This window comes from Aeromonas sp. FDAARGOS 1417, assembly GCF_019046985.1.
GTDB classification, from domain to species: domain Bacteria; phylum Pseudomonadota; class Gammaproteobacteria; order Enterobacterales; family Aeromonadaceae; genus Aeromonas; species Aeromonas veronii.
The window spans coordinates 1,872,275-1,884,977 of sequence record NZ_CP077221.1 but is presented as its reverse complement, the minus strand read 5'-3'; the positions used below and the strand labels follow the sequence as shown (position 1 = coordinate 1,884,977).

General features: G+C 57.4%; 12 protein-coding genes. All 12 read left to right on the top strand.

Annotated features, from left to right (window positions below; genetic code table 11):
• Positions 1–4: 4 nt before the first annotated feature.
• Positions 5–2,239, top strand: coding sequence for a type IV pilus secretin PilQ family protein (pilQ, locus tag I6L47_RS08480; RefSeq protein ID WP_216949093.1), 2,235 nt, complete (start codon positions 5–7; stop codon positions 2,237–2,239).
• A gap of 191 nt (positions 2,240–2,430) precedes the next feature.
• Positions 2,431–2,949, top strand: a complete 519-nt coding sequence (aroK, locus tag I6L47_RS08475) for a shikimate kinase AroK (protein WP_005335014.1) — start codon at positions 2,431–2,433, stop codon at positions 2,947–2,949.
• Between the two features lie 14 nt (positions 2,950–2,963).
• Positions 2,964–4,046, top strand: coding sequence for a 3-dehydroquinate synthase (aroB, locus tag I6L47_RS08470; protein WP_139460497.1), 1,083 nt, complete (start codon positions 2,964–2,966; stop codon positions 4,044–4,046).
• Complete coding sequence (locus I6L47_RS08465) at positions 4,036–5,616, top strand: SPOR domain-containing protein (protein ID WP_216949092.1); 1,581 nt, start codon at positions 4,036–4,038, stop codon at positions 5,614–5,616. The genes aroB and I6L47_RS08465 overlap by 11 nt, the downstream gene beginning before the upstream one ends.
• A 70-nt stretch (positions 5,617–5,686) precedes the next feature.
• Positions 5,687–6,559 (top strand): Dam family site-specific DNA-(adenine-N6)-methyltransferase, encoded by an 873-nt coding sequence (locus tag I6L47_RS08460; RefSeq protein ID WP_005335008.1) that lies wholly within the window; start codon positions 5,687–5,689, stop codon positions 6,557–6,559.
• A 188-nt stretch (positions 6,560–6,747) separates the two neighbouring features.
• Positions 6,748–7,422, top strand: a complete 675-nt coding sequence (gene rpe, locus I6L47_RS08455; RefSeq protein WP_005335006.1) for a ribulose-phosphate 3-epimerase — start codon at positions 6,748–6,750, stop codon at positions 7,420–7,422.
• Positions 7,409–8,077: a phosphoglycolate phosphatase gene (locus tag I6L47_RS08450; RefSeq protein WP_005335004.1), complete on the top strand. Its 669-nt coding sequence runs from the start codon at positions 7,409–7,411 to the stop codon at positions 8,075–8,077. Before rpe ends, I6L47_RS08450 begins: the two co-directional genes overlap by 14 nt.
• 42 nt (positions 8,078–8,119) lie before the next feature.
• Positions 8,120–9,124, top strand: a complete 1,005-nt coding sequence (gene trpS / locus I6L47_RS08445; RefSeq protein ID WP_005334999.1) for a tryptophan--tRNA ligase — start codon at positions 8,120–8,122, stop codon at positions 9,122–9,124.
• A gap of 118 nt (positions 9,125–9,242) precedes the next feature.
• Complete coding sequence (locus tag I6L47_RS08440; protein WP_005334997.1) at positions 9,243–9,458, top strand: hypothetical protein; 216 nt, start codon at positions 9,243–9,245, stop codon at positions 9,456–9,458.
• A 21-nt stretch (positions 9,459–9,479) separates the two neighbouring features.
• Positions 9,480–10,061, top strand: coding sequence for an aminodeoxychorismate synthase component II (locus tag I6L47_RS08435; protein WP_139441861.1), 582 nt, complete (start codon positions 9,480–9,482; stop codon positions 10,059–10,061).
• Between the two features lie 277 nt (positions 10,062–10,338).
• Complete coding sequence (locus tag I6L47_RS08430; protein WP_058055649.1) at positions 10,339–11,556, top strand: aspartate aminotransferase family protein; 1,218 nt, start codon at positions 10,339–10,341, stop codon at positions 11,554–11,556.
• A 76-nt stretch (positions 11,557–11,632) separates the two neighbouring features.
• A complete protein-coding gene (astA, locus tag I6L47_RS08425) occupies positions 11,633–12,652 on the top strand; it encodes an arginine N-succinyltransferase (RefSeq protein WP_005334994.1) in 1,020 nt (339 codons plus the stop codon).
• The last annotated feature ends 51 nt before the right edge of the window (positions 12,653–12,703 follow it).

The window sequence follows — 12,703 nt, the reverse complement described above, 5'->3', positions numbered from 1 at the left end:
AGCAATGAGAACAACAATAGAGAGTGTATCCAAAGTGGCTTTGCTGTTTTGCGCCAGCGCCCTCAGTCAGGCGTGGGCAGTGGCAACCCTGCAGGAGATCAAGGTCAATCCGCTGCTGGCCGATCAATTACTGGTCGAGCTCAGTTTCAGTGAGCCGGTCACGGGCTTTACCGATCGTCTCTCTTACCAACCCAATCAGCTGTTGTTGCATGTTCCCGGTGCGGTAGGGGCGCTGAAAGTGAACCCGCTGCCGATCCAGCGCCTGGGGGTTGATAATATCAAGGTTGAGGGTAAGGGCGCAGGTCTGGATATCAAGATCGCACTCGATCAGCTGGCCCCCTATCAGGTTCAGCAACAGGGGAACAAATTACTGGTGTCATTGGGCGAGGGGGCCTCTTCCGGGCTCATCAATGGTGAGAGCGCGCTGATTGCACCCGCAACCTCGGCTACTCCTGTGACAGCGCCCTCTGCGATGGTGGCCACACCCTCTCCCTCGGCGCTGCTCAATCCTCAGGTCGTCGCCCGGTCTATGCCTGTTGCACCCGTGACAACGCCGGTAGCCACACAGCCTGCCAGCAAGCCGGTGCTTAACAACTATCAGAGCAGTGGGGGCGGTGCCTATTTCAACTCGGTTACCGGTGTGGATTTTCGTCGTGGCAAAGATGGCCAGGGGGAGTTTCTGGTCACGCTGGATAACAGCTCGGCCGCTGTTGATGTGAGCAGCCGCGGCCAGACCGTACTGGCCAAGTTTCATGGCACTCGGGTACCGGATGGCTTGCTTAATCTGATCAACGTGCAGGATTTTGCAACGCCGGTCTCTCAGGTTGAAGTCTCCCGGCAGGGCAGCGATACCCTGTTTGAATTGTCGATCAATGGTCAGTTTGATTACCGTTACGATCAGGCAGACAAGCTCTTCATTATCGAGGTGAAAAAGCGGACGACGGCCACGGCATCCAAGCAGTATCAGGGAAAGCCCATCTCATTGAACTTTCAGGATATTCCAGTCCGTACCGTATTGCAGCTTATTGCCGATTTCAACAACCTTAACTTGGTAACCACAGATTCGGTATCAGGCAATATTACCCTGCGTCTGGATGGGGTGCCGTGGGAGCAGGCGCTCGACATTATTTTGAAGGTGCGGGGTCTGGATAAACGGCTGGATAACAACATCTTGCTGGTAGCGCCTGCAGAAGAGATCGCAACACGCGAGAAGCAACAGCTGGAGAGCCGAAATCAGGTCGCTGATTTGGCGCAGCTCTATACCGAATATCTGCAGATAAACTATGCCAAGGCCTCGGAAGTGGCTGCCCTGCTCTCTTCCGAAAGTACCAAGTTGCTGTCACCCCGTGGTGCGGTCAGCGTGGACGAGCGAACCAACGTGCTGGTGGTCAAGGATACCGCCGATGTCATCAGCAGCATCAAACGGATGCTCGATATTCTCGATATTCCGGTCAAGCAGGTGGTTATCGAGGCGCGGATGGTGACCATTGATGACGGTTTTGATGAAGCGCTCGGGGTGCGGTGGGGGGTGACCAAGAATGATGGTCATGGCAACAGTACGTCCGGCTCCATCGAGGGGAATGATGGCTCTGGTAACAACAACGGCAGTTCTGCGATTAATCCCAGCCCTCGGCCATCAGCAGACGATCGGTTGAACGTCAACCTGCCGGTGACCAATGCCGCCGGTACTTTGGCCTTCCAGGTTGCCCGTTTGGCTGATGGCACCTTGCTGGATCTCGAGTTGTCGGCGCTGGAAAAAGAGAGCAAGGCCGAGATTATCGCCAGTCCACGCGTGACCACGGCGAACCAGAAACCGGCATTGATAGAGCAGGGTACCGAGATCCCCTATGTGGAGTCCTCTTCCAGTGGCGCTACCTCGGTTACCTTCAAGAAGGCGGTATTGAGCCTGAAGGTTACCCCGCAGATCACCCCTGATAATCGGGTGATTCTCGACCTGACCGTGACCCAGGATACCAAGGGTGAAACGGTACCGACCGGTACCGGTGATGCGGTTTCCATCAACGCCCAGTCCATCACTACTCAGGTGCTGGTGAACAATGGCGAGACCCTGGTGCTGGGCGGCATCTATCAGCAGACCATCAAGAGCGATGTGACCAAGGTGCCGTTGCTGGGTGACATTCCCGGATTGGGGGCCTTGTTCCGCAAGACCACCAGCGAGAACAAAAAGCGGGAGTTGCTGATTTTCGTGACGCCCAAGATAGTCACCGACGCCTTCTGAATGCTTTACATGTGAGGGTAAAACACATATAACCTTACGCCCCAATGAGGCTGGGGCGTAAGGGCTGCGGTTGCCAGTCCCGATATCTATTGAGATAATCCCCCTCCTGATCCATCGCAAGATAAGGTTCATAGGTACCCCGATCCAGTATTCATCGGGGTCGTACAGTTTGTAATTACTAACGAAAAGACATGGCTGAGAAACGCAATATTTTCCTGATAGGTCCCATGGGTGCGGGCAAGAGCACCATAGGTAGACATCTGGCAGAACAACTGCACATGGAGTTTTTCGACTCAGATCATGAGATTGAGCGCCGCAGTGGTGCTGATATCGGCTGGGTGTTCGATGTTGAAGGCGAAGAAGGTTTCCGGATTCGCGAAGAGAAGGTGATCGGCGAATTGTCAGAGCAGCAGGGTATCGTGCTGGCGACGGGTGGCGGTGCCATCAAGAGTCGCGAAACCCGCAACAAGTTGTCTGCTCGTGGCATCGTGGTCTACCTCGAAACCACTATTGAAAAGCAGCTGGCGCGCACACAGCGAGACAAACGCCGCCCTCTGCTACAGACCGAAGAACCGGCACGCGAAGTGCTGGAACGTCTGGCACAAGAGCGCAATGCCCTGTATGAAGAGGTTGCCGACTTTGTTGTGCACACCGATGACCAGAGCGCAAAAATCGTTGCCAATCAAATTGTAAAGCTGATCGGTATGTAATCTAGAGGACGTCCATGGAACGGTTGAAGGTCGAACTGGGTGAACGCAGCTATCCCATCGAGATAGCTGCCGGGTTGTTGCAGCGCCCCGAGGCGCTGGTATCGACCATCAAGGGTAAGCGGGTGATGATAGTGACCAACACGGTTGTTGCTCCGCTTTATCTTGAACGGGTAACCGCTCTGCTGTCGGGTTTTCAGGTTGAACACCTGATCCTGCCTGACGGTGAGGCATACAAGAACCTGGCGACCTTTGAGCAGATCATGTCTGCTCTGCTTGAAACCAACCATGGGCGCGATACGACACTGATCGCTCTGGGGGGCGGCGTGATCGGGGATGTGGTGGGCTTTGCGGCAGCAAGCTATCAACGTGGCATTCCTTTTATCCAGATCCCGACCACCCTGCTCTCCCAGGTTGACTCCTCTGTTGGCGGTAAAACCGCTGTCAACCACCCCCTCGGCAAGAACATGATTGGGGCTTTTTATCAGCCCAAACAAGTTGTTATCGATACCGAATGTCTGAGTACCTTGCCAGCCCGCGAATTTGCCGCAGGGATGGCCGAGGTGATCAAGTACGGCATCATTTGGGATGCTGATTTCTTCAGCTGGCTGGAGCAGAACATGGTGCGTCTGCAACAGCTGGAACCTGCCGCGCTGGCCTACGCCATCAAACGCTGCTGCGAGATCAAAGCCGATGTGGTCGGTCAGGATGAGACCGAGCACGGCGTCCGTGCGCTGCTCAATCTGGGTCACACCTTTGGTCATGCCATCGAGGCCGAGCAGGGGTATGGCAACTGGCTGCATGGTGAAGCGGTATCCGCTGGCACCATGCTGGCAGCCTGGACTGCGCAGGCCCGCGGCGATATGAGTGAAGCGGACGTTGCGCGAGTGCGCGCTCTGCTGCTGGCCGCCAATTTGCCCATTCATGCGCCTGCCGAGATGGATTTCTCCGCCTTTATTCGCCATATGCGCCGTGACAAGAAGGTGCTGGAAGGCAAGCTGCGTCTGGTGTTGCCGGTTGGTATCGGCCATGCGCAGGTGGTGGGGGATGTGTCCGATGCCGAGTTGCTGGCGGTGATCGAGTCTGGTCGTGACGAATAAACTGCTAAAACTTCCTTCCCAGCGGCAGCTGGTTGACCGGCTGCTGCATCTGATCGAATTCAATCACCCTTTCATTTTTCTCTCCGGTAAACCCGGTTGTGGTCGCGGTACCCTGTGCGAATCCCTGCTCGGCGTGTTGCCGGAAAAAGTGCGGGTGGTAAGCCTGATTGGTACACCTGCCATGAAGATGGTGGATGTGCGCCAGCTGTTGCTGCCACAGGTGGTGGCGCGCCCGCTCTTCAATCCACAGGATGCGCTGGCGGAGAGCTTCTTTCGCATGCTGGAGGGGAGCAAGCCTGCCACCCTGTTGCTGCTGATAGAGCGGGCCGATCAGTTGCCGGCCGAGATGTTGGGAGAGTTGTGGGCGATCATCCGTCATAACGATACCCTGGCGGCGCCCCATCAGCTTGCCATTATCGTCTCGGGCAGTGACGTCTGGTGTCGTACCCAACGACCGCAGCTCAAAGGGCGTGCCATGCCAGCCCTTGAGCTGGAAGTGCCGCCACTTAGCCCGCCCGAGCAGCGCATCTTCTTGTATGAAAAAGCCAAAGAGCTCAAGATCCCGGCGACCCTCTTGCCCAAGCCGCAAGTGGAGGAGATCCTGAAAACGGCGAACGGACATCCGTCCACCATCATGCAGTTACTGGAGGATATCATGACCGACAGAAGGCCCAAGAAGCGTCAGGCGGAGTTGCCTGTCAAGAAGATTGCCACTGCTATCGCGCTGGTCGCTGGCGGCCTGTTGGCGTTGAGCTACCTGCTGCCTGCGCTGTTTGACAATGAAAGCAAACCGGCGCTGCAGGATCCGGCGCAGAACACGGCATTGCCGATCCCGGTAGCGGGAGGCGCTCCCCTCACCGCAGGCGGTTCGAATACAGATTCCGCGGCACAAGGCGCGCAAAACAGCGCTGCTGCCAGCAATCCCAACGGGGTAGTGAAGGATTGGCAGCCGGAGGCGAAAGTGCTGCCCAAATCGGTGGAGAGCGAAACTGTGACCACCGAATCAACCAATTACGAAGGGCGTCGGGTGGTGATCTCTGACGAGGTCGTGCAAAAGCTGATGACCGAACCCAAGGTGAGCGGCGCTCTGCCTACTGACGTGGTGGACGAGCTGACCGGCAAGAACCCGAGTGGCACAGCCCCCAGTGGTGCAATCGCAACCACGGCGCCAGCCAGTACCTCCAAAGCACTGAATCCGGCGACAACCGCAACGCCTGCGGCCACCACCAAAACCGCCAGCAACGAGCCGGTTGCCGCGCCAGCACCCAAGGTGGAGCTCACGCCCGTGGCGACTCTCACTAAGAAGCCGCGCAACCACTACAGCGTTCAGCTGATGGGAGCGAGCAACACCAAGGCGGTGGATCAATTTGTTGCCGAGCATGGTTTGGCGGGCAAGGTATGGGTCTATCAGACCAAATTCCGTGGCAGCCCCTGGTATGTGGTGCTGCAAGGGGACTATGCCGGTCTGACCCAGGCCAAGAGTGCCATTCGCAAGCTTCCGCCAGCCTTGCTGAAAGGCCAGCCCTGGCCCAAGTCGTTTGCACAGGTACAAAAAGAGCTGAAGCAATAGCCTTGATACCGGATAAGGGGGTAGAATCGTCCCCCTTTTTGGGTCTTGCCTTCTTACACACCGGATTTCCATGAAAAAAACACGCGCTTTTTTAAAATGGGCCGGGGGAAAATACTCCCTGGTTGAAGAGATTGCCGAGCGCCTGCCGGCCGGGCGTGTGTTGCTGGAGCCCTTCGTCGGGGCCGGGTCTGTGTTTCTCAACACCGACTACGACGCGTATGTGCTCAACGACATCAATCCGGATCTGATCTGCCTGTACAACCACCTCAAGCTGACGCCGGACAGTTTCATTGCCGAGGCGCGCAAGCTGTTTGTGGCAGAGCACAACCACAAGGCGGCCTATTATCGGCTGCGTACCCAGTTCAATCAGACCGAGACCACCTTCGAGCGGGCACTCTTGTTCCTGTTTCTCAACCGTCACGGTTTCAACGGACTGTGCCGCTACAACAAGAAGGGCGGCTTCAACGTGCCGTTCGGTTCCTACAAGAAGCCCTATTTCCCGGAAAAAGAGCTGTGGGCCTTTGCCGAAAAGGCGCAGAAGGCGACCTTTATCTGCGAGAGCTACGCCGACGCCATCAAGCGTGCCGAAGAGGATTGGGTTATCTATTGTGATCCACCCTATGCGCCGCTCTCCACTACGGCGAGCTTCACCACCTATGCCTCCGGCGGGTTTACCCTGGATGATCAGGCGATCCTGGCGCGACTGGCCCGTCACACAGCCGCTCACAAAGGGGTGCCGGTGCTGATCAGCAACCATGATATCGAGCTGACTCGTGAGCTTTATCGCGGTGCCCGCCTCGACGAGATCCTGGTCAAGCGCACCATCAGCCGCAACGGCGGCACCCGCAACAAGGTGGCCGAATTGCTGGCGCTCTATCCCCCCGGAATCGAACCGGAGCAGGGCTACTATCCCAGCGACAGTGAACTGCTGCCACTGACGTAACAGATCATGCGGCGCCCAGGGCGCCGTTTTTTATGGGCGCCCCTGGGCCCGTGCCGATGCCCCAAAACCTAGGTGGCTGGGGGAGGGGAGGCGATTGCCCCATTTACCCCGCATTCGAGTCGTTTTCGCCCGCCTTTTACGTTAAAATTGCGCCGCTTTTTCTCCCTGGCTGCCAATGGATGATGCTGATGAAAGACTTTCTGATTGCCCCCTCGATCCTCTCTGCCGATTTTGCCCGTCTGGGTGACGATGTAGCCAAGGTACTGGCTGCCGGTGCCGACGTGGTTCACTTCGACGTGATGGACAACCACTATGTCCCCAACCTGACCATTGGCCCCATGGTCTGTCAGGCGCTGCGTGACTACGGTATCGAGGCCCCCATCGACGTGCACCTGATGGTCAAGCCGGTGGATCGCATCATTCCCGATTTTGCCAAGGCCGGTGCTTCCCTCATCACCTTCCATCCGGAAGCGTCCGATCACGTTGATCGCTCTTTGGGTCTGATCAAGGAGATGGGCTGCCAGGCGGGTCTGGTGCTGAATCCGGCTACCTCGCTCTCCTGCCTCGAGTATGTGATGGACAAGCTGGATGTGATCCTGCTGATGTCGGTCAACCCGGGCTTCGGTGGCCAGAGCTTTATCCCGGGCACCCTCGACAAGCTGCGTCAGGTGCGTCGTCTGATCGACGAGAGTGGCCGCGATATCCGTCTCGAGATCGATGGTGGGGTGAAGGTCGACAACATTCGCGAGATCGCCGAAGCGGGTGCCGACATGTTTGTCGCCGGCTCTGCCATTTTCAGCCAGCCTGACTACAAGGCGGTGATCGACAAGATGCGTGCGGAGCTGGCTCATGTCACACGCTGAGCGCGCATTTGATTTGGTGCTGTTCGATCTGGATGGCACCCTGATTGACAGTGCCGCCCAGCTGGCGCTGGCGGTCAATCTGACTCTGGCTGATCTGGGTCTGGAACAAGCTGATGAAGCGGTTATCCGTACCTGGGTCGGCAATGGTGCCGACAAGCTGATCCAGCGGGCGCTCGCCTATCGCGAGGCCGATCCCGAGCTGTTTGCCAAGGCCAGACCGATTTTTTTCCAGCACTACAACGCATGCCTGCTGCAAGGGCTGGCTATGTATGACGGGGTGGCCCAGAGTCTGCGTCGCTTGCAAAGCCTGGGCTACAAGCAGGCGATCGTCACCAACAAGCCGAGCGATTTCGTGGCACCCATCCTCGATGCCCTTGGCATCAGCGATTGTTTCGAACTCTGGCTTGGCGGCAACTGCGTGCCGGTCAAGAAGCCGAGCCCGGAGCCCTTGCTGCACGCCTGCCAGGAGTTGGGGGTTAGCCCGGCTCGCACTCTGATGGTGGGCGACTCCGAAAATGACGTGCTGGCGGCCAAGGCGGCTGGCATGAAGGTGGTGGGTCTTACCTACGGCTACAACTATGGCCGTCCCATCGCCGACTCCCATCCAGACTGGGTATTCGAGCAGTTTGCCCAGCTCGATGCACTTTTGGTCTAATAGCGCAGCTGGGCTGGCTGAATAACAAGGATTAACACTCTCATGACTAAACCAATCGTATTGAGCGGAGCGCAACCCTCCGGTCAACTGACCATCGGCAACTACATGGGGGCCCTGCGTCAGTGGGTCAACATGCAGGATGAGTTCGACTGCCTCTACTGCATCGTCGATCTACACGCCATCACCACTCGTCAGGACCCGGCTGCCCTGCGCAAGGCTTGTCTGGACGCAGCCGCCCTCTATCTGGCGGTCGGAATCGATCCCAAGAAGAGCACTGTTTTCATCCAGTCTCACGTGCCGCAGCACGCTGAGCTGGGCTGGATCCTCAACTGCTATACCCAGATGGGTGAGCTGTCGCGCATGACCCAGTTCAAGGACAAGTCCGCCCGTTTCGAGAACAACGTCAACGTCGGCCTGTTCGGCTATCCGGTGCTGATGGCGGCCGACATCCTGCTCTATCAGGCCAATCAGGTACCGGTCGGCAACGACCAGAAGCAGCATCTGGAGCTGACCCGCGACATCTGCACCCGTTTCAACAACCTCTATGGTGACGTGTTCACCATGCCGGAGCCCTTTATTCCAACTGAAGGGGCGCGAGTGATGAGCCTGCAGGATCCGACCAAGAAGATGTCCAAGTCGGATGACAACGAGGCAAACTTCATCGGCCTGCTGGAAGATCCCAAGCAGATCGTCAAGAAGATCAAGCGTGCGGTGACCGACTCCGACGAGCCGGCGGTGGTGCGTTTCGACCCGGAAAACAAACCGGGTGTCTCCAACCTGCTGACCCTGATGTCCGGTGTGACCGGCCGCTCCATCCCCGAGCTGGAGCAGCACTTCGAAGGCAAGATGTACGGTCACCTCAAGACCGAAACCGCCGAAGCCGTGGTTGCGCTGCTGGAACCGATCCAGGCCCGTTTCCACGAGTTGCGTCAGGATGAGGCTCATCTGATCGCGATTCTGGCAGAAGGCGCACAAAAGGCGCGCGAAAGAGCTGAAAAAACCCTGACCAGCGTATATGATGTAGTCGGCTTCGTTCCTCGAGCCTGACATACTGGGAAGGTGTAGTAGAAGAGAGCTGGGTATTTGCCTGGCTTTCTTTATTTTCTGCCCGGCAATTTTGTTTAATTTCTTTATTTCAACCTGGGTAATATCCCCAAGAGAAAGCATGCCTGTTCAACCAACTATTTCTGCTGAAGAGCTGAGTGACAAAGGTCACTGGCTACGTAAATTTCGCAAGGCGAAAAACCTCAATACTCTGCAGTTGATGGTCTCCAATGCCATCGACAAGCACCATAAAACCCCTGCCGTTGCTGCCGCCATCTATCTGGCCGAGTGTCAGCGTGAACGGGAAATGGAACAGGGTCGTTATCTCGATCGTTAATTCTCCGCTGTTGGTTATCTCATGCTGTTGTTGATCGATAACTACGACTCTTTTACCTGGAACCTGGTGCAATATTTCGGCGCCCTGGGGCAAGAGGTTGTGGTCAAGCGCAATGATGAACTGACGCTCGATGCCATAGCGCAGCTCTCCCCCCGTTTTCTGGTGATCTCTCCCGGTCCCTGTACGCCCAATGAGGCGGGGATCTCTCTCGATGCCATCAGCCACTTCGCTGGCAAGCTGCCCATTCTCGGCGTCTGTCTCGGTCATCAGTCGCTGGCGCAGGCCTTCGGCGCCCGCGTAGTGCGTGCCCGTCAGGTAATGCACGGCAAAACCTCGCTTATCCGCCATCGCAATGAGGGGGTGTTCAAGGGGCTCAACAACCCGCTGAGGGTGACCCGTTACCATTCACTGGTGGTGGAGCGCGATACGCTGCCCGACTGCTTCGAGGTCACCGCCTGGAGCGAGCATGCCGATGGCTCGTTTGACGAGATCATGGGGCTGCGCCACAAGACGCTCCCTGTCGAGGGTGTTCAGTTCCATCCGGAGAGTATTTTGAGCGAGCAGGGCCATCAGTTGCTGGCCAACTTTCTGGCGCGTTCATAAAAAAGTTGTGATCGCCTCCTCAAGTTCGAGAGAAGGCAAAAAAAATTTCCCTGACACTTTATTCACCCCCTCTCCTGCCCAAATTATCTCTTGCCAAGCCCCCCTGAGTCGTTATGCAATGCGGTTGCCTAAAATCTCAAGAGCAATCGAACATTGTTCCTTATAGGCCGTCTTGTTACAGACTTTTTACTTTATTTCTGTGATAATCCCGTCGCGTTTACACGGATTTAACTTTTGGGCGGTGGATTATTCTGTCGCCGAATCGAAGGAGAGCTATATGTCAGAGTTGTTGGCAGTGACACGTGAAGTGTTTGATGAAGTGATGGTTCCCAACTATGCGCCCGCCAAGATCATCCCGGTGCGTGGTGAAGGGTCACGTGTCTGGGATCAGGAAGGGCGCGAGTATGTCGACTTCGCCGGTGGCATCGCCGTCAACGGTTTGGGTCACTGTCATCCCAAGCTGGTCGAGGCCCTGAAAACCCAGGGCGAGAAGCTGTGGCACCTCTCCAACGTCATGACCAACGAGCCGGCCCTGCGTCTGGCCAAGAAGCTGGTCGCCGCCACCTTCGCCGACAAGGTCTACTTCTGCAATTCCGGCGCCGAAGCAAACGAGGCTGCCCTCAAGCTGGCACGCCGCTATGCCATCGAGAAGTTTGGCGAGCAGAAGACCCAGATCATCGCCTTCAATCAGGGCTTCCACGGTCGTACCTTCTTTACCGTCAGCGTCGGTGGCCAGGCTGCCTACTCAGATGGCTTCGGTCCCAAGCCCGGTGACATTACCCATGTTCCCTACAACGATCTGGCGGCGCTGGCCGAGGTGATCTCCGACAACACCTGCGCCGTGGTGATGGAGCCGTTGCAAGGGGAGGGGGGCATCATTCGTCCTACCGACGAGTTTGCCAAAGGGGTGCGCGAGCTGTGCGACAAACACAATGCCTTGCTGGTGTATGACGAAGTGCAGTCAGGGGTTGGCCGGACCGGTGATCTCTATGCCTATATGGGTCTGGGCGTCACGCCGGACATCCTCACCAGCGCCAAGGCGCTGGGTGGCGGTTTCCCCATCGGCGCCATGCTGACTACCAACGAAATCGCCTCTTACCTGAAAGTGGGCACTCACGGCTCTACCTACGGCGGCAACCCGCTGGCCTGTGCGGTCGCCGAGGCGGTGATCGACGTGATCAATACTCCGGAGGTGCTGGCTGGCATCAAGCAGCGCGAACAGCTGTTCCGCGATGGTCTTGAAGCCATCAATGCCAAATACCACTGCTTCAGCGAGATCCGCGGCAAGGGTCTGCTGCTGGGCGCGGCCCTGAGCGATGCCTACAAGGGGCGTTCCCGTGACTTCCTGCTGGCCTCCATCGATCAGGGGCTGATGGCACTGGTGGCTGGTACCAACGTGGTTCGTTTTGCCCCTTCACTGGTGATCCCGGAAGCGGACATCAAGGAAGGGTTGGCCCGCTTCGAGAAGGCGGTTGCCCAGGTGGTTAACGCCTGATTCCAAATTGAGGTGGGGAGCTCTCCCGGCAGGAGCCGGGACCCCACCTGTCGTCAATGAAAGGGAGTTGTCATTTATGTTGGTTATCCGTCCCATCGAGCAAAAAGATTTTGCCGGGCTCAAGACCTGCGCCATCGAGTCCGGCACTGGCATGACCTCGTTGCCCGTCAACGATGAGCTGCTGCAGCGCAAGATTGACGCCTCTACCCAGACTTTTTCCGACAAGCCCGCCGGCAAGGGGGACTGCCTCTACTTCTTCGTGGCCGAGGATCTGGAGACTGGCGAGATGGTGGGCACCTGTGCCATCGATGCCGCGGTTGGCCTCTCCCAGCCGTTTTACAACTACCATATCGGCAAGGTGGTGCACTCTTCTCCCAAGCTCGGCATCTACAACGTCGTTGAAACCCTGACCCTCTCCAACGACTACACCGGCAACTCCGAGCTCTGCACCCTGTTCTTGCGCGAATGTGCCCGCGAGGGGCTCAACGGCCGCCTGCTCTCCAAGCACCGCTTTCTGTTTATGGCCGAGCACCCCGAGCTGTTTGACGAGACCGTCTTCGCCGAGATGCGCGGCGTCTCCGATGCCAACGGTCACAGCCCCTTCTACGAGTGGCTGCAAACCCATTTCTTCTCGATGGATTTTCCTACCGTCGACTATCTGACCGGCATCGGCAAGAAGCGTTTTATCGCCGAACTGATGCCCAAGTACCCCATCTACGTCAATTTGCTGAGCAAAGAGGCGCGGGCCGTTATCGGCCAGACCCATGAGAAGACCCGCCCGGCCATCAAGATGCTGCAGGACGAGGGCTTCGTGAACCGTGGTTACGTCGATATTTTCGATGCGGGCCCCACCGTCGAGTGCGACGTGAAGAATATTCGCAGCGTGCGCCGCAGCAAGAAGCTGCGGGTGCTGGTGGGCGAGCCCATCGGTGGCAAGACCCACCTTATCTGCAACAGCCGTTTCGAGCATTACCGCGCCTGCTACGGCAATATCCGGGTCGATCTCGACAAGCACGAAGCCATCATTCCGCCCAAGATGGCGGCGGCACTTAAGGTGCAGGATGGCGACATGGTGCGGGTGGTTGACCTCGACTGAGACAAGCAGGACAAGCAAACCGATTATCAGACAGGCAGCCGAGGCTGCCTG